17 protein-coding genes are annotated in these 25965 nt (G+C 69.6%); 14 read left to right on the top strand and 3 right to left on the bottom strand.

What is annotated here, in order from left to right; translation table 11 throughout:
• Window positions 1-93 precede the first annotated feature (93 nt).
• On the top strand, window positions 94-1584 hold the full coding sequence (locus ACWY4P_RS21865; RefSeq protein WP_456212231.1) for an FG-GAP-like repeat-containing protein: 1491 nt from the start codon (window positions 94-96) through the stop codon (window positions 1582-1584).
• Between the two features lie 81 nt (window positions 1585-1665).
• Here the strand turns inward: ACWY4P_RS21865 and ACWY4P_RS21860 are convergent, their stop codons facing one another.
• On the bottom strand, window positions 1666-3012 hold the full coding sequence (locus ACWY4P_RS21860; RefSeq protein ID WP_456212230.1) for a helix-turn-helix domain-containing protein: 1347 nt from the start codon (window positions 3010-3012) through the stop codon (window positions 1666-1668).
• Window positions 3013-3209: 197 nt separating this feature from the next.
• Between ACWY4P_RS21860 and ACWY4P_RS21855 the strand changes: the two genes are divergently transcribed.
• From ACWY4P_RS21855 to ACWY4P_RS21845, 3 genes are all read left to right on the top strand, one after another.
• Window positions 3210-3908 (top strand): DUF4232 domain-containing protein, encoded by a 699-nt coding sequence (locus tag ACWY4P_RS21855; protein ID WP_456212229.1) that lies wholly within the window; start codon window positions 3210-3212, stop codon window positions 3906-3908.
• Window positions 3909-4029: 121 nt separating this feature from the next.
• On the top strand, window positions 4030-4665 hold the full coding sequence (locus ACWY4P_RS21850; protein ID WP_456212228.1) for a TetR/AcrR family transcriptional regulator: 636 nt from the start codon (window positions 4030-4032) through the stop codon (window positions 4663-4665).
• A 58-nt stretch (window positions 4666-4723) separates the two neighbouring features.
• A complete protein-coding gene (locus ACWY4P_RS21845; protein ID WP_456212227.1) occupies window positions 4724-6628 on the top strand; it encodes an alpha/beta fold hydrolase in 1905 nt (634 codons plus the stop codon).
• Between the two features lie 36 nt (window positions 6629-6664).
• On the opposite strand, the gene ACWY4P_RS21840 is transcribed toward ACWY4P_RS21845, so the two are convergent.
• Window positions 6665-9985, bottom strand: a complete 3321-nt coding sequence (locus ACWY4P_RS21840) for a right-handed parallel beta-helix repeat-containing protein (protein ID WP_456212226.1) — start codon at window positions 9983-9985, stop codon at window positions 6665-6667.
• 293 nt (window positions 9986-10278) lie between these two features.
• On the opposite strand from ACWY4P_RS21840, the gene ACWY4P_RS21835 reads away from it, so the two are divergent.
• On the top strand, window positions 10279-11514 hold the full coding sequence (locus tag ACWY4P_RS21835; RefSeq protein WP_456212225.1) for a S8 family serine peptidase: 1236 nt from the start codon (window positions 10279-10281) through the stop codon (window positions 11512-11514).
• A gap of 344 nt (window positions 11515-11858) precedes the next feature.
• Window positions 11859-12107, top strand: coding sequence for a hypothetical protein (locus ACWY4P_RS21830; protein ID WP_456212224.1), 249 nt, complete (start codon window positions 11859-11861; stop codon window positions 12105-12107).
• Window positions 12108-12234: 127 nt separating this feature from the next.
• Here ACWY4P_RS21830 and eccCa read toward each other — a convergent pair whose 3' ends face one another.
• Entirely contained in the window at window positions 12235-16197 is a 3963-nt protein-coding gene (eccCa, locus tag ACWY4P_RS21825) for a type VII secretion protein EccCa (protein WP_456213014.1), read from the bottom strand.
• A gap of 346 nt (window positions 16198-16543) precedes the next feature.
• Between eccCa and eccD the strand changes: the two genes are divergently transcribed.
• The 8 genes from eccD to ACWY4P_RS21785 all read left to right on the top strand — a co-directional run bounded on the left by eccD (window position 16544) and on the right by ACWY4P_RS21785 (window position 25964).
• Window positions 16544-17944, top strand: a complete 1401-nt coding sequence (eccD, locus tag ACWY4P_RS21820; RefSeq protein WP_456212223.1) for a type VII secretion integral membrane protein EccD — start codon at window positions 16544-16546, stop codon at window positions 17942-17944.
• 32 nt (window positions 17945-17976) lie between these two features.
• Window positions 17977-19428, top strand: a complete 1452-nt coding sequence (gene eccB / locus ACWY4P_RS21815) for a type VII secretion protein EccB (protein ID WP_456212222.1) — start codon at window positions 17977-17979, stop codon at window positions 19426-19428.
• 240 nt (window positions 19429-19668) lie between these two features.
• Window positions 19669-20004: a hypothetical protein gene (locus ACWY4P_RS21810; RefSeq protein ID WP_456212221.1), complete on the top strand. Its 336-nt coding sequence runs from the start codon at window positions 19669-19671 to the stop codon at window positions 20002-20004.
• Window positions 20005-20088: 84 nt separating this feature from the next.
• Window positions 20089-20406, top strand: a complete 318-nt coding sequence (locus ACWY4P_RS21805) for a WXG100 family type VII secretion target (RefSeq protein WP_456212220.1) — start codon at window positions 20089-20091, stop codon at window positions 20404-20406.
• Between the two features lie 109 nt (window positions 20407-20515).
• Window positions 20516-21004 (top strand): type VII secretion system-associated protein, encoded by a 489-nt coding sequence (locus ACWY4P_RS21800; protein ID WP_014173173.1) that lies wholly within the window; start codon window positions 20516-20518, stop codon window positions 21002-21004.
• A 100-nt stretch (window positions 21005-21104) separates the two neighbouring features.
• On the top strand, window positions 21105-25007 hold the full coding sequence (locus ACWY4P_RS21795) for an AAWKG family protein (RefSeq protein ID WP_456212219.1): 3903 nt from the start codon (window positions 21105-21107) through the stop codon (window positions 25005-25007).
• A 73-nt stretch (window positions 25008-25080) separates the two neighbouring features.
• Entirely contained in the window at window positions 25081-25554 is a 474-nt protein-coding gene (locus tag ACWY4P_RS21790) for a YbaB/EbfC family nucleoid-associated protein (RefSeq protein WP_014173168.1), read from the top strand.
• Window positions 25551-25964 (top strand): hypothetical protein, encoded by a 414-nt coding sequence (locus tag ACWY4P_RS21785; RefSeq protein ID WP_014173167.1) that lies wholly within the window; start codon window positions 25551-25553, stop codon window positions 25962-25964. The genes ACWY4P_RS21790 and ACWY4P_RS21785 overlap by 4 nt, the downstream gene beginning before the upstream one ends.
• The last annotated feature ends 1 nt before the right edge of the window (window position 25965 follow it).

Genomic DNA, 25965 nt, shown 5'->3' with positions numbered 1-25965 from the left:
GCAACCGGAGACCTGGCTTCCGAGTCGGACTGTGCGGGGGTGCGGCGCGCGGCGCGTGCCGTGTTGAACTCGACTACCTCGAAAGGCAGTTGTATGTCCCGAGCAGGACGCAGGATCCGTACCGCACGGCTGGGTTCGCCCCTGGCCGCCGCGGTGCTGCTCGCCGGAGGGCTCAGCGCATGGGCCCTCACCGGAGCCCCGGCCCAGGCCGCCCCCGCGTCGGTGGACGTCCAGGACGACTTCAACGGCGACGGCTACGCCGACCTCGTCATCGGGGCGCCGAACGCCACGGTGTCCGACAAGGCGAAAGCCGGCTATGTGGCCATCACGTACGGCTCGGCGAGCGGGCTGTCCACCGCCAACAAGAAGATCGTGAGCCGGTCGACCAGCGGGATACCCGGCTCCGCGACCGCCAGCGAGCGCTTCGGGCTGACCTTCACCAAGGGCGACCTGGACGGCGACGGCTACGGCGACCTCGTGATCGCGGGCGGCCCCGCGGGCTCCGTCGTGCTGTGGGGCTCCGCCTCCGGGCTCACCGGCGGCACGAACCTCGCCGGGTACGGGCAGGCCCCGCAGGCCGGTGACTTCGACGGGGACGGCAAGACCGACCTCGCGCTGTTCGCCCACAGCACCGTCGCGGGTGACGACCCGCAGAGCGCCAAGGCCGCTCTGTGGAAGGGCCCGATCTCCCGGACCGGCACGCCCGCCGCCGTGCTCAACATCCTCGACAAGTCCGAGTGGTGGGGCTACGACGAGGACGACGCCTCCTGCGCCACGGGCGGTGGCTGCGAGGAGGACGGTGACTCGATCACCGGGCCCATCGTCAACGGCCATGTCGGCGACATCAACGGCGACGGCAATGACGACATCGTCCAGTGGCACTACACCGGTGACGGAACCTGGGGCAACCGGCTGCTGTTCGGTGGCGCGTCGGGCTTCACCAGGTCCTCGGCCCCCGGCGACAACACCACGGGCAACGTCTCGGGCACCGGCGTGGGCGACGTGAACGGCGACGGCTTCGACGACGTGGTGGTCGGCGTCGACGGCTGGAGCGACAAGGTCCGCGTCGCCTACGGCTCGGCCTCCGGCCTGTCCGACGCGAACACGAAGTCGTTCGACCAGGACCTGCCCGGCCTCTACGGCGCGGAGGAGGAGGGCGACGGCCTCGGCACGGCGGTCTCCGTGGACGACGTGAACGGCGACGGCTACGCCGACATCGCCCTCGGCATCCCCGGCGAGGACTTCAGCGGCCTCACCGACGCCGGTTCGTTCGCCCTGGTGCCCGGCAGCGCCTCCGGCTTCACCGGTACCGGCAGCCAGGTCTTCCACCAGAACACCGACGGGGTGCCCGGAGTGGCCGAGTCGGGCGACAGGTTCGGCGCCACCACCGCGCTCCTCGACGTCAACGGAGACGGCCGCCGCGACATCGCCGTCGCCTCCACCGCCGAGAACGGCGACAACGGCGCGGTCTGGCTGTTGCGCGGCACGTCCAACGGTCTGACCACGACGTCCGCCCTCGCCTTCGGCCCCGGCGACCTGTCCGCGCCCGCCACGGACGCGCTGTTCGGGGACAGCCTGCGCTGACCGGCCGGAGTGACGGTACGGCCGTACGGCCGGCCGGCCTCACGCACGTGGCCCCTGGCTTCCCGCCAGGGGCCACGGCTGCTAGCGCCCCCGCTTGACCCACTCACTGCCGCCCAGCTTGTAGTCGTAGCCGGGGCGGCCGGCGTTGGCGCTGATGCGGAACGGGGTGCCCTTGTTGTCGATGTGCACGGTGCCGTGGCGGTTGCCGCTGGACCAGTCCAGGGCGAGGTCCCAGCGGACATCGTGCCCCCTGGTGCGGGTGGTGACGTAGAAGACCTCCGGGTCGGACTCACTGACCTTGTACGGGAAGTCGCGCTGGCCGTTCTTGAGGGTGATGGTGGGGCTGCCGTCGTCGAGGTCGACGTCGAACGACTCGGGTTTGAGAACGGCGCCGCCGCCGCCGCAGCCGACGCCCATCGCGTAGTCGTTCCAGGCGAGCGGGGCGCCCTTCGCGGTGACGCGTACATGCAGCGCCTCCAGGACGACGGTGTCCTTCCCGGTGCCCTGCACGGAGAGGGCGATGCGCTGATTCCCCGTGGGGACCGCGCCGTACGCGGCGGCCCAGCGGGGCGCGTCCTGCTCGACGGCGGGCGGGCCGACCTGTTCGGGCTCGCTGTCGACGAGGAAGTGCTGATTGCACGGGTTGTCGTAGACGTAGGGCCGGGTGGTGACCTTGACGGGTACGGCGTCGGCGCGCTCGGTGGTGACCCCGCCGGTGTGCTCGGCGGACTTCGACGCCGAGGGTTTGCCGCTCTTCGCGCGCTGGGGCGGGGACAAGGAGCCCGAGGCGGGCCGGCTTGTGTCGTCCGCCGGGCTTGAGTCGTCCGCCGGGAGGGTGACGCTGGACACGGTGGTGTCCCCGGCGGGCTTCAGTTCGTCGTCTTCGGAGAGAATCGCGGTGAGCGCGACGGTTGCCAGAGCGGCGGCCGCGGCGACGGAGGCGATGAGCGTGGTCTGGCGCCGGCGGGAGCGCGCGGGGGCGGACGGCGCGGCGCCGCTGACGACTGGTTCGTTATTTGCGCCTGGTTTGCGGGGTTCGCTGCCGGTGGATGCCGGCGCCGTACGCTCCGGTCCCGCCCCGTCCGGCCCCGTTCCCTCCGGCTCTGCTCCGTCCGGCCCCGTTCCCTCCGGACTCGGCCCCCTGCGCGCCCGCGCCGCATCCGCCAGAATCCATCTCCGGTGCAGCTCGACCAGCTCCTCGCCGGTCGCCCGGCACACCCGGCCGAGCCGCTCAACCGGCGCGTAGTCGGCCGGCACCGCACGGCCGTTGCAGTAACGGTGCAGCGTCGAGGTGCTCATGTCCAGCCGCTTGGCGAGTGCCCCGTAGCTCAGCCCCGAGCGTTCCTTGAGCCTCCGCAGCAGCTCCGCGAACGCTTCCGCGTCTTCGGTGGGCCCGGTCGCTCCGGTGGTCCCTATCGGCCCTGACACCGTTCCTCCCCATGTTCCGCGTGGCCCCCCGCATCCCATTCCCGCATTCCAGGCTCCTTGCAACTCTCCTGGTCAAAGCCCGTTTTCGCGTCCCAGCGTATCCAATCGCCCGCCTTTCGTAGCGGCTGGGACGGATCACCCCACACACTCCGGTCATCCAAGCACGACCCACTGCACCACAGGAGGGCACCACCCACATGTCCAGTGTCCGGGGCACCCGCACCCGCCTGCTGACCGCCACCGCGGCGGTCGCGATCGCCGCTCTCTCCCTGACCGCGTGCGGCGACCGATCGGGCGAGCATGACGAGGGCTCGTCGGCGGGTGGCTCCTCGACCGGCTCGTTCTCCGGTAAGAACGCGCAGTCTGGCGGCGTCGGTTCGGGGCAGGACGGGGACGCGCCCACGGGGAAGGACTCCGCGGCGGGAGGGAACGGCAAGACGGGCACCGGCGACTCCGGCGCGAGTGGCAACAAGGCCATCACCTGCAAGGGCTCCAACACCAAGACGGTCGCGGCTCCCGTGAACAAGCCCGTGAACCACATGCTGCTCACGGTCATCAACACCGGCAACGCCCCCTGCCACCTCTACGGTTACCCGGCCGCCCGGTTCGGCGAGGCCCAGTCGGTGCCGCCGGTCAACCGGGACTCCAAGCCGCAGGTCGTCGTCACGCTCGCCCCGGGCGAGCCCGGCTACGCCGCCGTGAACCTGTCGGCCACCGACGGCAGCGGCAAGAAAGGCCACACCGTGAAATCCCTCACCGTCACCTTCCAGGACCGCGCCGGAGAGGACACCTCCTCGGTCGCCCACCCGGCTCTGCCCGTAGAGGGCATCTACGTCGACGACTCCCTCTACGTCACGTACTGGCAGCAGTCGATGGGCGACGCCCTCAGCTGGTAACACCACCGCCGGCCGCGCACCAGCGCGCATCGGCTCACTTGGCGACGTCATGCCGCTTGCGAACGGAGAGGGAGAAGGGTTGATGACTGCAATGGCGACGGAGAGGCGTCCTGCGGGAGGGATGAGCGAGCGGCGGCGTACGCGGCTGCGGCTGGAGATCTCCCGGGAGGCGGCGCGCCTGTTCTGGAAGCAGGGCGTGGCCGCGACCAGCGGCGACCAGATCGCCGATGCGGTGGGGTTGTCCACGCGCACCATCTGGCGGCACTTCCGCAGCAAGGAAGCCTGCGCCGAACCGATCGTCATGCAGGGCGTCGTCACCTTGATGAGCGTGCTGCACAGCTGGCCGAAGGACAGTTCCCTCGAAGACCACCTGGCGGGGGAACTGGTCCGGCTCCAGCACGAGACGCCGCCGGTCGATCTGGCCGACGAGATGCTGGCGATGAAGATGATCCGGCTCGCCGACACCGAACCGGCGCTGCGCACGGCCTGGCTGATGGCCTGCGACCAGACCGAACAGCAGATGCGCGTGATCATCGGCGACCGGCTGGGGAGCCCGGTCAGTGATCTGGAGGTGCGGCTGCACGCCGCGGCCGCCGCCGCGGTGGTGCGGGTGCTGGACGAGCAGATCGGCGTCGCCTTCCTTGCCGGCGCCGGCCCCGGCGCCACGGAACTGTCCGACATGAAGGCTGTCGCCGGGCGGTTCGCCCATGCGATCCGCGCGGCCACCGGCGGGGCCGTCGGCGACCCCATCGCCTGACCAAGCAGGGATGATTCCGAGCAATTTCGGACGACTTGAGAAGGAAGGGGTGGGCTGTATGCCCGCCACCGCGTATGAGATCCCGCAACTCACCGTCGAGGACTTCCTCGGCACGCCTGTCCGCACCGGCGCCTCGATCTCGCCCGACGGCACCAGAATCGCCTACCTGGCACCGTGGCGGAACCGGCTGAACGTATGGGTGACAGGCATCGGCACGGGCGAGCATCCGCGCTGCGTCACCACGGATGCCCGCCGCAGCGTGCGCGCCTACCACTGGACGGACGATCCGCGCTGGCTGCTGTACGAGCAGGACCGCGACGGGGACGAGAACTGGCACATCTACCGAGTCGACCTGGAGAACCCGGATGCCGAGGCGGTCGACCTCACCCCCTTCCCCGGGGCCCGGGCCATGGGTCTTGAGATGCCCGCCTCCTGGCCGGGGAAGGCGATCCTGAGGCTGAACGGCAGAGAACCCGCGGAGTTCGACCTCTACGAACTCGACATCGCCACGGGCGAGCTGACGGTGCTGGCCAAGAACCCCGGCCTGGTCGGCGACTTGATCTGCACGCCCGACCGCGAGGTGTACGTCTCTGCCCTCACGCCCGACGGCCACATCGAGCTGTCGCAGTGGGACGTCAGGACGGGGACACCGCGTCCGGTCAGGACGTTCGACGGTGCCGACTACCCGATGGGCATCCAGCCGTTCCAGCTCACCCCGGACGGCACCGGCGCGTGGATCGGCTCCAGCCGGGGCAGCGACCGGACCCGGCTGGTGCGGCTCGATCTGGTCACGGGTGCGGAGACCGAGGTCGACAGCCACCCGGTGTACGACCTCGACACGCGTTCCACCGTCTGCCCCGAGCTGCCGTCGCCGCTCATCCTCGACTGGTGTACCGGAGAGCTGATCGGGGTGCGCTACCTCGGCGAGCGACAGGTGATCCACCCGCTGGACCCGCACTTCGCCACCGTGCTGGAGAACCTGGAGAAGCTGTCCGACGGCGACCTGGCCGCCGTGTCGTCCGACGTGTGCGGGCAGCGCTGGGTGGCCAGCTTCACCCATGACCGGGCCCCCGGCATCACCTACTACTACAACCACTCCACGGGCGAGAGCCGGGAGCTGTTCCGGTCGTATCCGCACCTGGCCCCCGAGGTCCTCGCCCCCATGACGCCGGTCACGATCCCCGCGCGCGACGGGCTGGCCCTCCCCTCCTACCTGACGCTGCCCGTGGGGGTCGAGCCGACCGGGTTGCCGCTGGTGCTGATGGTCCACGGCGGGCCGTGGACCCGCGACGGCTGGGGGTTCCACCCCGTCGCGCAGCTGCTGGCCAACCGCGGTTACGCGGTGCTCCAGGTCAACTTCCGCGGCTCGACCGGCTACGGCAAGGCGTTCTGCGAGGCCGGCATCGGGGAGCTGGCCGGAAAGATGCACGACGACCTCGTCGACGCGGTCGACTGGGCCGTCAAGGAGGGGTTCGCCGACCGGGACCGGGCCGCGATCGTCGGCTGCTCCTACGGCGGTTACGCCGCCCTGGTCGGCGTCGCCTTCACCCCTGACATCTTCGCCGCCGCGATCGACTTCTGCGGCCCGTCGAACCTTGTCAGCTTCCTGCGCACGGTGCCGGACTCCGCGAAGCCGTACCTGCTCAACAACTGGTACCGCTACGCGGGCGACCCCGACGACCCGGAGCAGCAGGCGCGGTTGCGTGCGCGTTCGCCGATCAGCCAGGTGGACGAGATCCGTACGCCGCTGATGGTCGTTCAGGGCGGCAACGACGCCCGGGTCGTCAAGGCCGAGTCCGACCGGCTCGTCGAGGCGCTGCGGGCCCGGGGCGCCGAGGTCACGTATCTGGTGCGGGACGACGAGGGCCACGGCTTTGTGCACCCGGAGAACACCATCGACGCGTACCGCGCGGCCGACCACTTCCTCGCCCGCCACCTGGGCGGACAGCCGGACCCGCGGTAGCCGACTGCCCGCGCGGCCCGGACCGTCAGCCCGCCGTCAGTTCGCCGGTTGCCGCGTGTCCGTCGGGAGGTCGCCCGGCAGCAGCAGCCGCAGGTCTTCCAGGCCCGGTGCGGCCATCGTGCCGATCCGCCGGGCCTGCTGCGTCATCATCGCCTCCAGGATCTGGCGGGCCGTACGGGCGTTGCCGAACGAGCGGTCGCGCGGCAGCCCGGCCACGTACTGGAGCAGCGCCTCGACCGTCTCCGGTGCGCAGTCGTAACCCGAGGCCGTGGCGTGGCGGCTCATGATCTCGACCAGTTCGTCCGTGGAGTAGTGCTCGAAGTCCACCGTGCGGGAGAAGCGCGAGGCCAGGCCCGGGTTGGAGGCGAGGAAGCGGGCCATCTCCTCGGTGTAGCCCGCGACGATGACGACGACGTCGTCGCGGTGGTCCTCCATGAGCTTCAGCAGCGTGTCGACGGCCTCGCGGCCGAAGTCGGAGCCGGCGCCCTCGGGGGTGAGGGTGTACGCCTCGTCGATGAACAGCACCCCGCCCAGGGCGCGTTCGAAGACCTCCTTGGTGAGCTGCGCGGTGTGGCCCACGTAGCGGCCGACCAGGTCGGCGCGGGCCACCTCCACCAGCTGGCCGGTGGCCAGCACGCCCAGGGAGAGCAGCAGATCGGCGTAGAGCCGGGCCACGGTGGTCTTGCCGGTGCCGGGCGGGCCCGAGAAGACCAGGTGGTGGCTGATTTTCGGGGTGGGCAGGCCGACGGCCTGCCGCTGCTTGGTGGCCGACAGCAGGTTGACCAGGTCGGTGACCTCGCGTTTGACGGCCTGGAGACCGATCATGGCGTCGAGGTCGGCGAGCAGTTCCTCGGAGCTGCGGCCGCCGCCCGCGCCCGCCGCGTCCGCCGACTCGTCCGCGACGTCCTCGGGCAGCAGCAGGGTGAGGTCGGCCTCGGCGGGGTTGGCCATGGAGCCGAGCCGAAACGCCTGCCGGTCGACCATCTCCTCGAAGACCTGGCGGGCCGCGCGGCCGTTGCCGAACGTGGCGTCGCGCGGCATCCGCTCGTAGTGCCGGGCGAGGGCGTCCAGGGTGCTCGGGGCCAGCTCGTAGCGGTGCGCCGCGCACATGGACTCGGTGATGGTCACCAGCTCCTCCACCGAGTAGTTGGCGAACTCGATGGTGCGGGTGAAGCGGGAGGCCAGGCCCGGGTTGGAGGCGAGGAACGAGCTCATCTCGTCGGTGTATCCGGCGGCGATGACGACGACCTCGTCGCGGTGGTCCTCCATCAGCTTCAGCACCGTGTCGATGGCCTCCTTGCCGAAGTCGGCACCGGAGCCCCTGCTGTCGGACAGCAGCGTGTACGCCTCGTCGATGAACAGCACGCCGCCGAGCGCCTCGTTGAACGCCTCGGTGGTCTTGATGGCCGTACCGCCGATGATCTGGGCGACCAGATCGGCGCGGGAGACCTCTACCAGATGCCCGGAGCGCAGCACGCCGAGCTCGGCGAGGATGCCGCCGTAGAGCCGGGCCACGGTGGTCTTGCCGGTGCCGGGCGCGCCGGAGAAGACCAGGTGGCGGCTCATCTGCGGGACGGGCATGCCGAGGCTGGCCCGGCGCTGCGCGAGCTGGTTGACGTTGACCAGGGTGCGCACCTGGTGCTTGACGTCGGCGAGGCCGATCAGCGACTCCAGCTCCGCCAGCGGGCCTTCGGGCTTCTTCTCGCCGGGGCGGGCGGCGGCCTTGCCCTCCTGGGCCAGGTCCCCGGCGGTCTCGCCCCAGGCGTCGGGGGCGGCGTTCCCGCTGCTGTTCAGGCCCTGGACGGTGAGGCGCTCGGTCGCGCGGGTCTGCTTCAGGCCCGCGCCGCGGTTGTCGCGCACGGCGCAGTCGGTGAGGGTGACCTGCTCGGAGCTGTCGACGCGGATGCCGTCGCCGGTGCTGCCGCTGATCTGGCAGGCGTCGAGCACGGCCCGGCCGCCGTTGGCGACGAGCACGCCGTGTGCCCCGGCCTCGGTCACCTGGGTGCGGTTGGCGGAGAGTTCGGCGCCGCTCTCCACGTGGAGCCCCGTGGCGGTGCCCGCGTGGATCTGGCAGTCCCGCACGGTGGCGCGGCCCCCCGTGCCGACCCAGACGGCGGCCTGGGCCGTCGAGCGCAGCACGGTGCCGGTGATCTCGGGGGCGCCGCCGTTGACGGCGCGGATGCCCGCTCCTGCGGAGCGCTCGACCGTGCAGTCCTCCAGGCGCCCTCGGCCGTCCTCGGTGACCTCCACGCCGTGGCCGCCGGGGGCGAGGAGATGGGCCTTGCGCAGCAGGGGGTTGGCCCCGGTGCGTATGGAGACGGCGACGCCGGCCGCGTCCACCACCTCCAGGCGGTCGAACTCGGCCGAGGCGTCCTCGGACAGCAGGACGGCCGCCGTCGCGTCGGCGCAGTCGCGCACGGTGGTGTCGGAGAGCAGCGGGGCGCTGGAGCCGACGACGCGGATCGCGGAGGAGGCCGCGGCGTCGAACGAGCAGTCCTGGAACGTGCCCCGGGAACGCTCGGTGACCGCGAGGCCGTTGCCCTTGGTACGCGCGGTGCCGCAGCGCAGCAGCTCCGGGTCGGCGCTCTGGGCGAGCACGATGCCGGGTCCTGTGGTGTCGCTGACGGTGACCTCTTCCAGCACCGGCCGGGCGGCGCTGGTGACGTAGACGCCGACGGAGGTGTCGTGCACGTGGGTGCGCGCCACGTGCGTGGCGCACCGGCCCTCCAGGGCGATGGCGGGCTTCTCGGTGCCGGAGATGTCGCAGTTCTCGACCCGGCCCTGCGCCTCGCCGTTGGCGAGCAGGCCGTTGCCCTTGGCGTCGCGCATCCGGCAGCCGCGCACGGTGGTCTGGGCCTGCTCGCTGAGGACGACGGCGGAGGTGCCCAGGTGCTCGATCAGGCAGTCGTCGATGACGCTGCCGGTGGGGGCGGTGTCCACGACGCCCGCGCCCTTGGGGTTGGAGACCCGGCAGCCGCGCATGGCCAGTGAGCCGTTCTCGCGGGCGAGGAGCGCCGTCCAGCCGGAGCCGACGACGGTGCAACCGTCCATGGCGACCTGGCCGCGCGGCGCGTCCACCACCGGCAGGTCCTCACTGCCGCCGCGCAGCATCAGGTCGGTGAGCATCACGGCGTCCGCGACGAGCACCACGGCGGTGCCGCGCGGCGGGCAGATCTCCACGCTGCCGCGGTCGCCGTCGGCGACGATGGTGAGCCGTGTCCTGACCGTGAGGTTCTCGCGGTAGCGGCCGGGCTTGACGCGGATGACCGCTCCCGTGCGCGCCTTCGCCAGGGCCTCGCCGATCGTCCGGAAGTTCTCCGTGTGGTCCGGGCCGACCGTGAGCAACTGCCGTGACACGCTGGGACCTCCTTGTTGTGGTGCCCGCCGCGCCTCGATGACCTGCGGGTGGGCCGCGGTTGCCGCGACCGGGCCGCTGGTGGCCCGGCCCGGCTGATGGCGCGGTCGGAACGGCACGCGCGCGTGATGAAGGCTACGGGAGTCCGGTCGTGGTCAGCCAGGGATCTATGCCGATTTCCCGGCCAGAGGGAACGCACTATCCAGGTAAACCGAACTATCAAGTTAAACGTCTCTATATGGGTAAATCGCCCACCTTGGGGTGGGCCGCCCCCGGGCCACGTATCATGCGCGCCATGCGACGTGCTCTCTCTCACCGTCATCCGGTGGCGCGGGCGGTCGCCGCCGCCGCGCTGGCCGTGGCTCCGCTCGCCACCGCCGCCACCCCCGCCGCCGCGGACCCGGGCCCGGACTCGGTGGAACTGCCCGCCGTCGCCTCCGTGCTGGCGTCCGACGACCCGTGCGCGAAGGCGTCCACCGCGAAGGCCGAGGACGCGACCTGGTCCCGGTCCACGCTCGGGCTCGGCCGGGCCTGGGAGCTGTCCCAGGGCGCCGGTGTGACCGTCGCCGTGGTCGACTCCGGTGTCGGTACGGACATCCCGGCGCTGTCCGGCCGGGTCACCGCGGTCGGCGACGCGGGCGAGGACTGCGTGGGCCACGGCAGTTTCGCCGCGGGCCTGATCGCGGCGGCGCCCGGCGAGGGCGTGGGCGTGGCGGGGGTCGCGCCCGGGGCGCGGATCCTGGCGGTGCGCGGGACGCAGACGCGTGGCGAGACCACCGCCGCGACCCTCGCGGCGGGCATCCGCACCGCGGCCGACAAGGGGGCCGACGTCATCTACGTCGGGCGGGCGCTGGCGACGGGGAAGGCCGAACTGACCAAGGCCGTGGCGTACGCGGCCGAGCACGACGCGCTGGTGGTCGCCCCGGTCGGCCCGGACTTCCTCCCCAGGGACCGGAACACGGGCAAGGCGGTCGAGCCCGCGCCCTGGTACTGGCCCGCGTCCGCACCCGGCGTGCTCTCGGTCATCGACTACGGCCCGGACGGCCGGCGCCCCGACAGCGCGCCCGCGCTGGACGGCGCGGATCTGGCGGCGCCCGGTGACGCGGTGGTCAGCGTCGGGCCCAAGGGCTCGGGCCACTACATCGGTTCGGGCTCCTCGCTCGCCGCCGCGCACGTCGCGGGGGCGGCGGCGCTGGTACGGGCCCGGTACCCGGAGATGTCCGCGGCCGAGGCCGCACGGCAGCTGACGGTGGCCGCGTATCCGTCGGAAACGCCACGGGTGGACCCGTACGCGGCGGTGAGTTCGCTGCTCACCGACAAGCAGGGCGCCACCCCGAAGCCGGCGGCCGCGCACGTCCCCCCGGCCGCCTCCCCCGAGCCGCGCCATCGCGCCCTGATCATCGCGGGTGCGGGCGGCGGCCTGCTGCTGCTGGTGGCCGCCGGGGCCGTGGTGATCCCCCGCGGCCGGGCCCGGCGCTGGCGCCCGGGGGGCGCGCGGGACCGGGAGCCCGCGGAGACCGGGGGTTCCTGAGGGCCGCTGCCCCGGTGTCCGCTTCTTTGGAATTCCAGCCCCCTTCGGGCAGTCTCTCACTCCCATACGGGCATCCTCCTCGCCCTCATGGACGGCCCACCGCGCTTTTTTCCGGTAATCGCCGGCTCGTCGCCGACCCCTTTTCGGGCAGTCCTGCAAAGGCAATCGGGCAGCCGAATGGCGGTCTCCCCTCGGCTCCGTCGCGCGTCTTTTCGTTACTATTTCGTGACGACCGTAAGCCGTCTGGGAATTGGCGAGTCGTATGCTTTTCCCGTCGCCACCCCATGGCGATGCATTCACTGAATATGTGTCACTAAGTGTCGTTGACGAAAGCTGAGGAAAACATGAACTCCTGGCGTTCTCGTGCGCTTGCCGCTCTCTCGATCGGTGCCGCGATAGTGACCATCCCGCTCACCGCGGGCTCCGCCTCCGCCGAGACCCCCCAGTACCGCTACTTCTCGACCTACAAGTCGGCCGTGGACTGCCAGACGGCCGGGAACACGCTGGCCCAGCAGGGCCGTATCACCCAGTTCAACTGCAACGGGAAGATTGTCCAGGGCCGGGAGAAGGTCTGGGACCTGTTCGTGCGCTAGCCGGCCCCTGCCGGGCGGAGGTTCGCTCCTCCCCCGAAACACCGTCGCCCTCCTGACGCGTTCGTCCCCCGGAACGCGGTCCGGGGGGCAATGGCCTTTCCAGGCTCCGCTCATGCGCACCCGCGCCCTACGCCTCGTCAACCAGCGCGGTCTGCACCTGCGTCGTCTTGCGGCGGGCGATGCGCGTGGCCCGCCCCGCCGCCAGTACCCGGCCCTTGATATTGCCGAAGAGGTAGCCCTCCGCCGGCGGGCAGGACAGCAGCAGACCGGGGGTGTTGACCTCCAGCATCCGCCGCAGCAGGCGGTCGTTGAGGCCGCGCGAGGCGCCCGCCGCGGAGCGGGCCACGACCAGGTGCAGCCCGACCTCGTAGCCGAGCGCGAGGTGCGCCAGCAGCGGGTCGAACGGCGCGTTCATCGAGTCGCCGCCCACCATGTCGTAGTCGTCGACCAGGATGAACAGCCGCGGGCCCGTCCACCAGTCGCACAGCTTCATCCGGCCCGGGGCGATGTCCGGGCCCGGCACCCGCTCCTTGACCGCCGGGGCCGCCCCGCCGATCATGTCGCGCAGCGCGTCGACGGAGACCGCGTGGCCGAGGCGGTACTCGTCGGGGATGGCCTCCACCAGGGTGCGGCGGTAGTCCACGACCATGATCCTCGCCTCGGCGGGCGTGTACCGTTCCATGATCGCCTTGGCCGTCAGCCGCAGCATGTTGGTCTTGCCGCTCTCGGTGTCGCCGACGACGATCATGTGCGGGGACTCGCTGAAGTCGTGCCACACCGTGGACAGCTCGTCCTCCTCCAGGCCGATCGGCATCCGCAGGTCGCCCTCGGGCGGCGGGAGCTGGGAGACCGGCAGCCTGGTCGGCAACATCCGCACCTGCGGGGTCCGCGGCCCCGGCCAGCTCTCCTTGACCGCCGCGACCATGCCGGCGACCCCGTCCGCCAGGTCCTCCGCGCTCTCCACGCCGTCGATGCGGGGCAGCGCGGAGAGGTAGTGCAGCATGCCGTCCCGGGTCAGACCGCGGCCGGGCAGCCGCGGCACGCCGGCCGCGCGGCGGCTGTTGATCTCGGAGTCCATCGCGTCACCCATCCGCAGCTCCAGATGGGTGGCGGCCTGGTCGCGCACGCCCGCGGACAACTCCACCCAGCGGGCGGTGGTGACGATCAGGTGGATGCCGTAGCTGAGGCCGCGGGCGGCCATCGAGTTGAACGTCTGGATGTACCGGTCGAAGTCCTGCCGCACCGTCGACCAGCCGTCGATGACCAGGAACACATCCCCGTAGGGCTGGTCCGCGAGCTCCCCGGCGGCCCGGCGGCGCCGGAAGGTGGCCATGGAGTCGATGCCGTGGTCGAGGAAGTACCGCTCGCGCGCGGCCAGCAGCGAGTTGACCTCCGCGATCGTCCGGCCCACCCGCTCGGTGTGCAGCCGCGCCGCCACCCCGGCCGTGTGCGGCAGCTCCGCCAGGCCCGCCAGCGTGCCGCCGCCGAAGTCCAGGCAGAAGAACGACACCTCGCGCGGGGTGTGGGTGAGCGCGAGCGTGGTGAGGATGGTGCGCACCAGGGTGGACTTGCCGCTCTGCGGGCCGCCCGCGATGGCCACGTGCCCGCCGACGCCCGACAGGTCGATCGTCAGCAGGTCCCGCATCTGCTCAAAGGGCTTGTCCACGATGCCGATCGGGACGGTCAGCCGCCCCCGCCCCGGCCAGCCGACGGTGGTCAGCCCCAGGTCGGGGTCGGGGGTGAGCGGCGGCAGCACCTGGTCGAGGGTCGCGGGCAGGTCCAGCGGCGGCAGCCACACCTGGTGGGCGGGCGGCCCCGCGGTGAGCAGCCGCTCCACCGCGACGGACAGCAGCGTGTCCCCCGTCTCCTCGAACTCCTCCTCGGGCTCCGGCTCGGGCAGGTCGGGCACCTGGCGCGGCACCACGTAACCGGAGGTCCACGGCACGGTCTGGCTGGCCACCCGGGCCTGGTTCGCCCCGGCCCGCCGCTCCTGGTACGGGCCGGAGACGTACGCAGCGCGGAACCGGGTCAGCGCCTCCACACCGGACTTCAGATAGCCGCTGCCGGGCCGCGGCGGCAGCTGGTAGGCGTCGGGCACGCCGAGCACGCCGCGGCTCTCCATGGCGGAGAACGTGCGCAGCCCGATGCGGTACGACAGATGGCTCTCCAGCTGGTGCATCCGGCCCTCGTCGAGCCGCTGCGAGGCGAGCAGCAGATGCACGCCCAGGCTCCGCCCGAGCCGCCCGATCATCACGAACAGGTCCATGAACTCGCGGTGCGCGGCGAGCAGCTCACTGAACTCGTCAACGACGATGAACAGGCTGGGCAGCGGCCGGAGCGGGGTGCCGGAGGCCCGCGCCTTCTCGTAGTCCAGCGCGGAGGTGTAGTTGCCCGCCGCCCGCAGCAGCTCCTGCCGCCGCATCAGCTCGCCGTGCACGGCGTCCTGCATCCGGGAGACCAGCCCCGCCTCGCCCGCCAGGTTGGTGATCACCGCCGAGGTGTGCGGCAGCTCGTCCAGGCCGAGGAAGGTCGCGCCGCCCTTGAAGTCGACCAGGACGAAGTTGAGCGTTTCGGAGGAGTTCGTCAGCGCGAGCGCCAGCACCAGGGTGCGCAGCAGCTCGCTCTTGCCGGAGCCGGTGGCGCCGATGAGCATGCCGTGCGGACCCGTGCCGCCCTGGGCGGACTCCTTGATGTCCAGCTCCAGCGGGGTGCCGTCGGCGCACACCGCGATCGGCACCCGCAGCCGGGCGGAGCCGGTGTTGCGCTGCCACAGCGTGGCCGGGTCGTGCCGGCGCAGGTCGCTGATCCCCAGCAGTGTGGTCAACTCCACATTGGCCGCCAGCGGTTCGGCGACCTCACTGCCCATACCCATCCGATACGGGGCGATCCGCTTGGCCAGCGAGGTGGCGCCCACCGGCCCGAACCGGTCGGGGCGGCCGAGTCGCGTGGGCTGCTCCTTGCGCTCCCGGTCGGTGCGGACCAGCGTGAAGTCCTGCTCGGAGACCTCGAAGCGGAGCGTGACCCGGCCGGGGCGCCAGGTCAGCGCGCCGCTCAGGTCCAGCACGACGGCGTTGCGGAAGCCAGGCCCGTCCAGCCGGTGCCCGCTGGGGACGCTCCCCCCGTCCACCACGATCACGGTGAACGGCTCCTCGCGCCCGGCCACCGCGTCCGGGTCGAAGGCCGGCCGCTCCAGGAACTCGGCGCCGAGCAGGTCCTCCAGCTCGTTGAAGGCCGAGACGCACATGCGGGCCGGGCCCGCGCCGTCGCTCTCCTGGGGGTGGAGGTTGTGCGGCAGCCACTTCACCCATTCCCAGTCCGCCCGCCGCTCGTCGGACACGCACAGCGCCACCCATATGTCGTCGGGCGCGTGGAAGGTCACCAACTGGGCGACGACGGCGCGGGTGACGGAGCGTATCCGCTCCTCGTCGCCGCGGAACAGGACCCGCGCCCAGGCCCGCAGGTAGATGGCGATGGGCTGTTCGGGCACGGTGGAGTACGCCCGGATGAAGCTGCGCAGGGCGTGCGCGGCCAGCGGTTCCAGGTCCTCCACGGGCGTGGTGGCGTTCGGCGTCAGCCGCAGGCCGAGCTTCTGCTCGCCGACGGCCACCCGGACCTCGCCGAAGTCCTCGTCCTGCGGGCGGCGTTCCCACAGCCGGGTGGTGCGCACCAGCGCCCACAGGGCCGCGGGCTCCGGGTGGCGCCAGGCCAGCGCCTTCTGCTGGTCGGCGACCGCGGAGCGCACCTTGCGCCGGATCTGCGTGAGATAGCGCAGGTAGTCGCGGCGCTCGCCCTTGAGACGCTGCTTGCGCTCACTGATCTTGCGCATCATCTGGCCGAGCATCATGGCGCCGGAGGCCAGCACCATCATGCCGACGGCCAGGTACATGAAGTGGCTTCCGGATGACCGGCTCATGCCCGGCCGCATGAACATCAGCATCATCGACACCGACATCAGCGCCATCGGCAGGTACGTCCACACCGCGGAGCTGTCGGGCACCTCCTCGGGCAGCGTGGGCGGCTCCTGGAGGTTCAACTCACCCTCGGGCATGTCCGGGCCGCGGCGGCGGGCCGGCCTGCGGAACAAGACCACACTCAACGGACGGTCTCCTTACGGGTGGTGGGCACAGGCGTTACGGGCAGTGGGCACGGACGCTATGGGCGGTGGGCCCGGGCGGTGGGTGCCGCGCGCCGGTCTCGGGGACATGGAACAGTATTGTGTGCCCAATAGAAGGTGTGTACTTTGCCAAAAGGTAAGTGCATTGCCCAGGCCCTCGGATGGAACCATGCCCTATGAATGCAGGTCCAGCCCGTATCGCCACCGTGAGAGCTTCTGCCCGGAGTTCAGCGGCATTCTGCCAATGAAGTCCAGTGCCATTCTGTCATTTAGTGACACGATGTCATTCGGCGAAATACCTGGAGGAGCGTAAGCCAGCCAGATGACCGACACCCAGGCTGCCGATCTGTGCCGACTGACCGTCCGCGCGCCCGCCAAGAGCGTCGATCTGGCGGTGCCCTCCGATGTCCCCGTGGCCGACTTGCTGCCCGCCGTCCTCGGCTACGGCGGCGAGGACCTTGACGAGGCCGGCATCGACCACGGCGGCTGGGTGCTGCAGCGCCTCGGCGCCGGGCCGATGGACGAGGAGCGCACCCTCGACTCGTACGATCTGCGCGACGGCGAGACGCTCTACCTCCGGCCGCGCACCGAGGCGCTGCCCGAGGTCCACCTCGACGACCTCGTGGCCGGCATCTCCGACACCATGCAGTCCCGCCCCTACGGCTGGACCCCCAAGGCGAGCCGGCGGCTGCTGCTCGGCCTCGCGGTGACCGTACTCACCGGCGGGCTCGTGGTGCTCGCCCTGCCCGGCGGCTCCGTGGGGGTGCGCGCCCTGTGCGCCGCCGTGACCGGACTGCTGCTGGTCGCGGGCGCGGGGTCGGCGAGCCGCGCGGTCGGCGACGCCGGAGCGGGCGCCACGCTCGGCTTCATGGCCGCGCCCTACCTGGCGTTCGCCGGATGGCTGCTGCCCGGCGGCGACCTCACCGGGGCGCACGCCAACGAGGTCGTGGGCTCCCGGCTGTTGGCGTCCTGCGTGGCGGGCGCGGGCGGCGCGATCGTCGTGCTCGCCGCGGTGGCCGCGTACGCCGCGCTCTTCCTCGGCACCGGCGTGGTCGCGGCGTTCGGCGCGATCGCCGGGACTCTCATGATCACCGCGGACCTGGCGCCGCACCATGTCGCCGGGATCATCGCCCTGGCGGCGGTGGTGCTCGGCGCGTTCGTCCCCTCGCTGTCCTTCCGGATGTCGGGGCTGCGGGTGCCACCGCTGCCGACCAACGCCCAGCAGCTACAGGAGGGCATCGACCCGCACCCGACCGCGGCGGTCGCCGGCCGCACGGCGCTCGCGGACGGCTGGATGAGTTCGCTGTACGGGGCGGTCGGCGCCACCTGCGCCGTCTGCCTCGGGGTGCTCGCCTGGTACGCCAACCTCCCGTCGGTGCTCACGGTGGTGGCGCTGTCGCTGCTGCTGATGCTGCACGCGCGGGGTCTGGGCAACGCCTGGCAGCGGCTCTCGCTGACCCTCCCCGGCGTGGGCGGGCTGCTCCTGCTGATCCTCGTCGGCGCGGAGTCGTACGCACCGGACCGCCGGCCACTGGTGGCCGCCGGACTGCTCGGCCTCACGGCGGTCATCGCCATCGTCTCCTGGACGGTACCGGGGCGGCGCCTCGTCCCGTACTGGGGACGGGCGGCCGAGATCCTGCACTACCTGATGGCGCTCAGCCTGCTGCCCCTGGTCCTGTGGGCGCTCGGCGTCTACAGCGCCCTGCGCGGGCTGATGGCGTGAGCGAGACCGGCCGAAGCGGAAGGGAGTGACCGATGCAGACGAAGCGGGATCAGGTCCAGGCGCACATGTTCGTCATGGGGCGGCTGACGTCCGCCATGCTGCGCGCGGATCCCGACGCCCCGGAGAGCCCGCAGGGCAGGACCAACCGGGCCGTGGCCATCAGCGTCCTCATCGCGATCCTGCTCTCCGCCGGGGCGTTCGTCTTCGGCCTGCTCAAACCCGGCACGAAGAGCTCCTGGCGGGACCCGGGCACGCTGGTCGTCAACAAGGAGACCGGCACCCACTACCTGTACCTGGGCGGACGGCTGCGCCCGGTGCGCAACTACACCTCGGCGCGGCTGCTCGCGGGTGACCAGATGAAGGTCATGACCATCGGGAGCAAGTCGCTGCGCGGCACCCCGCACGGCTCGCCGGTCGGCATCAGCGGCGCCCCCGACGAGCCGCCGGGCAACGACAACCTGACCGGCGACCCGTGGCAGGTGTGTTCCGGCAACACCAGTGGAGCGACCGGCACCACGGTGGCCGTGGGCGCCAAGGCCGACGGCGCGGGGCTGAAGTCCGGGCAGGGACTGCTGGTGAGCGGGCCCGACAAGGAGGACTACCTGGTGTGGCAGGGCCGCAGGCTGCGGCTCGACCAGAAGGCCAACGCCGCCGAGGCGCTCGGCTACGGCTCCACGAAGCCGGTGCCGGTCTCGGCCGCGTTCCTCAACTCCCTGCCCTCGGGCCCGGATCTGGCCCCGCCGGACGTGCCGGGCCGAGGCGGGCAGGGGCCGGAACTGGGCGGGCTCCAGACCCGGGTCGGCCAGGTCTTCAAGGTCGCCGCGCCGGGTGGCACCGCCCGCTACTACCTGCTGCGCAGGGAGGGGCTTGCCCCGCTGACCGCCACCGGCGCGGCGCTGCTCCTCGGCGATCCGGACACCCGGCAGAAGGCGTACGCGGGCGGGTCGGTGTCCGCCGCGAGCCTGGGCGCCGACGCACTGAGCGGCCATCTGGCCCCGGACACCCCGGAGGTGGAGACGGGGAAGCGGCAACCGGAGAGCCCGCCGGAGCCGGTGGACCTCGGTGCCGGACGGACACCGTGCGTCGGGGTGGAGTCCGGGAGCGACGGTACGCGGGTGAGCGTGGCCCTGATCCGTGACGTGAATCTCGGCCCGACCACGCAGGCCCCGCCGGAGGGGCTCGTCCCGGCGTGTGTGACGGTCAACCGGATCACGGTGCGGCCGGGCGGAGGCGCGCTGGTGCATGTGCTGGGCGCGGGCGGCGGCGAGGTCGGCAACACGCTTTACCTGGTGACGGACACCGGAATGAAATACCGGCTGCCCGCGGCCGATTCCCTGAAGGCGCTGGGATACAGCGAGGGCGAGGCGCAGGCCATTCCGTCCTCACTGCTGGCCATGCTGCCAACGGGTCCGGATCTGACTCCACAGGCGGCGAGCATGGGGCGGAGTAAATCCTCGGCGCCGCGGTGTGAAACGAATAAATGACAGGTTGTCATTGACGTGCATTCTTGGCACTAAGTGACGTGACTGGCTATGGGATGGGAAATCGATGTCACGTTTGTAAATTCCTGGGGGAAACGATTGCTAATGCTGTTCACTGCCTCATAGCATTGCTTGAGATGGGCTATCCGTAGGGGGCCGTCAGGCTGATGGCCCGTCGTCATTGGTCTCGCCGGCCGCCAGTGCGCCGTGCCTGGTGGCGAATAACAGCCGAAGGGACATCTCGTGTCAGAACTGACGAGGTCAGAAGAGAGTGCAACCCGCAACGGAATCTCTTCCACGGAAGAGGCGTTCGCCAACATCCAGGTCTGCCGCCAGGACGTCGAGAACACGAAGTCCAACGTGGGCGGTGCCTACGGGGGCAGCGACGGTCAGAAGTACCAGGACCTGCTGCAGTCGTGGGACGACCAGGCCGAAATCATCTCGAAGAACCTCAACGACGTCATCGACACGCTGAACGAGACGCTCCGGGCGAACAATCTGACGCAGGGTTCGCAGAGGGACGCCGTCGACCAGGAGTACGCGCAGTCGAAGGCGATTTTCGACGCGCTGCACGGCTGAGTGAAACCCCGGGTGACGGACACCCGGTTCCGTCCCGAATCCCCCCGTATCCCCTCGCAGTGAAAAGAGGTACGTGCTGTGTCAATGGACTTCTCCGACGGGCACATATACGTCGATTTCAAGGGCACCGACAACGCGGCTGAGGACATGCGGCTGCAGACTCAGAACATCGACAAGATTCTCAGCCAGCTCGAATCGGAGCTGCAGAAGTTCATCAGCAGCTGGGAAGGTGAAGACCGGGACGTCTACGTCACGAAGCAGAAGGCGTGGCACGAGGCCGTCCAGGAGATGAAGCGGCTCCTCGCGAGCCATGCGGGCCTGCTCAACGACATCGGTGACAACTACCGGACCAACCAGCGCAACCTCACGGCCAGCTGGGAAAACGTGAAGATCGGCCGCTGAGACGCGGTGCGGCACGGGCGGCTGTCTGCGCGTTGAAAAACGTGGGCGGTCGCCCGTTTCGACATAGGACATCCATAGAGAGAAACGGCCGACGAGAAGGGGCAGTGAGATGGCCAAGTCGATCCAGTTGAACAAGGAGTGGATGGAGCACTTCATCAACGTCGATGTGCACGACTTCCAGGTGGAGCTGAAAAACATCCTCAAGGATAGGGGCGATATTCCCGCGCTGGGCAGCCTGAAGAAGGAGAATCCGCATGATTTCGCGGATCCCCCCATCCCCTCGGGGACGCAGCTGCCCCTCACCATCGGCGCCATGACCGGTGATGGGGAGGAGCTGACCAACGGGGCGCACCTGCACAAGACCCTGGTGGCTCTCATCGACCAGATCGTGGGGATGATCGAGGAACAGCAGACGCTGTTCGACGACATCGAGGAGAACCTGCGGGAAACCGTCCATACGTTGCTGAAGACACAGGATGGCAACCTGGCCAAGATCGATGGCGAGAAGTTCCTCGACGGCCTCGAAGACGTGGAGGACGACCTGACTTCCGGGGGGTCGGGCTCCGGCGGGGGCGATGGCGAGAACGACGAAAACTGATGGTGAAGAATCATGACAACAAGTGAGCGGTAGTCGTCCCGGCTGAGTGCCGCAGTACCCCACACCCCCCTTCGTTCCCCCGCCCGATGGAGGCGCCGCCGTGCCGTTTTCCAAGGAAAGTGATCGTTGGCAGCAGGCGATCTACTATTTCACCGGTTACGAAGCGCCAAAGATCGACACGTTGTTTGAGGAGTGGTTCGGCAACGACGACATCCCGCTGATGAAGGTGCAACTCACCAAGCAGAAGAGCGTCACCTACGTCGATGTGGATGACCTTCAATGGCGTATCGATAACGCGGGTCGCAACATAAGCAACACAGACTTCGTGATCCCCTTCTACAAGACGGGGGACGAGGAGGAGTCCGAGGAGGAAGCGTCGGGAGACGAAGTCACCTATTACAAGGCCCGGTTCACGCTCCTGGGCAACCACAACATCGAAGACAGGCCGACCGGCGGTGTGTACGAGGGGGGCAAGAACGAGGCCAGGTACGACAACGACTTCAAGAAGTCGGACGACGGGACGGAGTGGGACACCGGCCCGCACACGCAGTACGCCTACGGAACGGGCCGGGCCCTTGAGGCTTTGCTCGATAACGACGGTGGTACGACTGGCTTCGAGTGGAACGGAATATCCGTGCCCCCCGAACGGGTCGTCGATCTGGCGTCGTTCGGCAGGGCGGCGAGCGCCTTCGATCGCGTCGCCCGGTTCTACTCCTACCGCCAGGCAGAACTGGAGGAATGGCACAAGCGGGTCGGGATGCAGGAGAACGAGGCGTGGAAGGGCACGGCAGCCGGCGTCTTCTGGCATCTCATCCACATGCTGAGCAAGCGGTACGAGGACTACGCCGACGACCTGCGCAACGGTGCGCTGTTTTCCGTACCTGGCGACGCCATCCGGATCGCAGGTGACGTGTTCAAGAAAGCGGCCCGGGGACTCCAGCAGGAATGGGCCACGTGGGAACGAAAGGATGGTAACCCGCTGAGTTTCCTCTCCGACCTGCTGTCGGAGATCACCGACCACGTGTGGGACCACAACATCACGAAAATCACCTACAAAGTACATACCCGTGCCCGGGGCGAAACGGAAACCACCTATCACGCCACCGGTAAGTTCCGCCAGGATGCCGTCGATCGCGACGACAATAACTACGGCCCGCTGAACAGTCTGGAGACCTGGAAGGCGGTCGGCCAGGAGGCGATCGCGCGGTGGAAGAAATCCGTCGAGGAAAACCTGGTCGACAACGCTGACTTCGCGCTGCGGACGGTGCACGACGCGTGGAGCCCCTCGGTATTCGATCTTGGCACGATCAAGACGTCGAGCGGGGACAGCCTGTCCAAGGAGCACGAGGAGGACGTGGCCGACAAGGAGAAGAAGGAGGCGGAGCAGAAGGAGAAGGATCAGGAGAAGAAGGAGAAGGAGTGGGAGGAGAAGCAGGAGAAGTACCAGAAGGAGCAGGAGGAGAAGGAGGAGAAGTACCGGAAGGAGCAGGAGGAGAAGGAGGAGAAGTACCGGAAGGAGCAGGAGGAGAAGGAGGAGAAGTACCGGAAGGAGCAGGAGGAGAAGGAGAAGGAGTGGGAGGAGAAGCAGGCCGAGGCCGAGGCTGAGCAGGAGCGGAAGGAGAAGGAGGCCGAGGCCAAGCAGGAGAAGTACATGCAGGAGCAGGAGGCCAAGCAGGAGCAGAAGGAGAAGGAGCAGGAACAGAAGGAGAAGGAAGCCGAAGCCAAGGCTGCGGCGAAGGAGAAGGAGCAGGAGCAGAAGCAGGCGGAGCAGGAGGCCGAGCAGGAGCAGAAGGAGAAGGAGCAGGAGGCCGAGCAGGAGCAGAAGGAGAAGGAGCAGGAGCAGAAGCAGGCGGAGCAGGAGGCCAAGCAGGAGCAGAAGGAGAAAGAGCAGGAGCAGAAGCAGGCGGAGGCCGAGAAGGAGGCTGAGCAGAAGCAGGCGGAGCAGGAGGCCAAGCAGGAGCAGAAGGAGAAAGAGGCCGAGGCCAAGCAGGAGGAGCAGCAGAAGAAGCAGGAGGAGTACCAGCAACAGCAGCAGCAGTTCCAGATCAACCAGGTGACTCAGCAGAAGGCCGAGCAGGAGCGGGCGAAGAAGGAGCAGGAGCAGAAGGAGGCGGAGCAGGAGGTCAAGCAGGAGCAGAAGGAGAAGGAGCAGGAGCAGAAGCAGGCCGAGGCGGAGAAGGAGGCTGAGCAGAAGCAGGCGGAGCAGGAGGCCAAGCAGGAGCAGAAGGAGAAGGAGCAGGAGCAGAAGCAGGCGGAGGCCGAGAAGGAGGCTGAGCAGAAGCAGGCGGAGCAGGAAGCCAAGCAGGAGCAGAAGGAGAAGGAGCAGGAGCAGAAGCAGGCCGAGGCCGAGAAGGAGGCTGAGCAGAAGCAGGCGGAGCAGGAAGCCAAGCAGGAACAGAAGGAGAAGGAGCAGGAGCAGCTTCAGAAGGAGCAGGAGAAGGAGCAGGAGCAGCTTCGGAAGGAGCAGGAGAAGGAGCGGGAGCAGCTTCAGAAGGAGCAGGAGGCCAAGCAGGAGCAGCTCCAGAAAGAGCAGAAGCAGGAGCAGGAGCAGCTCCAGAAAGAGCAGGGGCAGAAGGAGCAGAAGCAGGAGCAGCTCCAGAAGGAGCAGGAGAAGGAGCGGGAGCAGCTCCAGAAGGAGCAGGAGAAGGAGCAGGAGCAGCTTCAGAAGGAGCAGGAGAAGGAGCGGGAGCAGCTCCAGAGAGAGCAGGAGAAGGAGCAGGAGCAGCTCCAGAAGGAGCAGGGGCAGAAGGAGAAGGAGGCCGAGGCCAAGCAGGCGGAGCAGGAGAAGAAGCAGGAGCAGTACCAGAAGGAGCAACAGCAGTACCAGGAGGAGCAGCAACAGCGGCAGGAGCAGCAACAGGAAGAGCAGCAGAAGAGGGACGAGGAGTACCAGCAGCGGCAGCGGGAGTACCAGGACAAGCAGTACCAGCAGCAGCAACAACAGCAGCAATACCAGCAGGACCAGTACCAGCAGCAGCAAGAGCAGTACCAGAAACAGCAGGAGCAGGCGCTCAACCAAATTGGCGGCGCGCTGAACGGCGATAACTTGCCGCCGATGTCACACGACCTGATCACGGGGCCGGTGAACGGCGATGACTCACTGCACAACCCCGGCGGGAGCGAGTCGCACATTGACTCTCACGGCCGGGTGGTCACGGAGTACCCGGACGGTCACACCACCACGATCGATCCGGACAACCAGACTTCCAGCATCTCCGACCCGGACGGCCACACGCGTTCCGGACCGCTCAACGTCGATAACGTCCTCAACAACCCCGACGGCAGCAGGTCGCACATCGACCCGCAGGGACAGGTCGTCACGGAGTACCCGGACGGCAGCAAGACCACGATCGATCCGGACACCGGCGGCACCTCGATCACCGACCCGGACGGCAAGTCGGTCACGGGGCACCTGAACGGAAGCGGCAACTCACTCCCGGACTTCCAGCAACAGTCCCCCGGATCCAACTTCGGCAACATCGGGGGCGGCGGAAGCGGCAACTCCAATTCGCTGTACGACCCGTCCTCGTACGAGGAGGAGCTGTGGGACAAGGACCCGTACCAGTCGCCCGGTGACCAGAACGGCAACGGCAACAACCAGGCGGCGGCCAATGCCGGCAACCAGAACCAGGCCGGGGCACCGGGGGGCGGCGGCATGCCCCTCAATCCCGGAACAATGCCCGGACGCGGTGGCGGCGGCGGTGGCGAGGGCGGCCCTTCCGAGCGGGTCCGCAACGTGATCGACAGCGGCGATGTGGTCAGCAACCGCCGGGCGGCCCCCAGGCCCGGCCGCCCCGGTGGCGGGCTTCTCGACGAGCGCGAGAACGTGATCACCAGTGGCGGCACCCCGTTCATGCCGCCGATGGGCGGCGCGGGCGGGGCCGGGTCGCCCGGCCAGGTGGCGACCCAGACCGACGACCGCGAGCGCGAGTCGTGGGTGCCGGAGGACGAGGACGTGTGGGGCAGCGACGAGGGTGGCTCGCCGGCCGTGATCGGCCGATGAGCCCCCGCCGCGCCGTCGTTCCGGCAAACCGTGCAGCCGGCCCGACCAGCCAGACCAGCCCGAGGAGCACCCGTTGAGCGAGTTGAACGATCCGTACGCGGAACGCATCCATCAGGCCAGGGCCCACCTCGAAGCCACGAGGGCCGCCATCGCCCGCGCCGAGCAGGACCTCGCGGACCACAACGTGACGGCCCGTTCGCGGGACCGTGCGGTCGAGGTCACCATCGGCCCGCAGGGAGAGCTGAGCGGGCTGACGTTCCTGGACAACAAGTACCTGAGCATGACCGGACCGCAACTGGCCGCCTCGGTGCTGGAGGCGGCCCAGCGGGGCCGTCAGCAGGTCGCCCAGCGGGTGATGGACACCTTCCGCCCGCTGATGGCGGCGAATCCCGATGTCCCGGGGTCCCGGGACATCGACGTCGACTGGGACCGGCTCTTCGGGTCGGCGTTCGAGGGAGGCCGCCGGGCGGGTGGCGGCAGGTCGTCCAGCGACCGGTTGCGCGACGAGATCCACGAGGACCCGGATGTTCCCGGAGGGCGGCCATGAGCGACGACACCTATGACATGAACCTGGGCAAGATGCGGGGAGCGCTCAACGGCCTGGCCGGTCTGGGGGACCGAGCCAGGGTCCTGGAGGGGCAGTACCTGGCCGACCATGAGAGGTACAAGCTCTGGAACGGCGACTCCAGCCATCCGGACGACTACTACGAGAAGACCCAGCCCGACGACGAGAAGACAACGCAGACGCTCATCGGAACGATCAAGTCGCTCGGGTTGGCGATAACGGCGGCGCACTCCGCGCTGCTGGAGAGTCTCGACAGCGTCAAGGCCGTTCATGCCGACGTGACCGAGCTGATCGAGCAGCAGGAACGCATCGCCGACGACGACAGCGGCTACGAGTCCGACGACAGCGGCTACGGGTCCGGCGACGACGAGTCCGGCGGCGGAAAGCACTGAC

It is taken from the genome of Streptomyces sp. LZ34 (genome assembly GCF_053890475.1).
The sequence above is the reverse complement of the archived record's forward strand: the minus strand, read 5'-3'. Positions and strand labels throughout refer to the sequence as shown.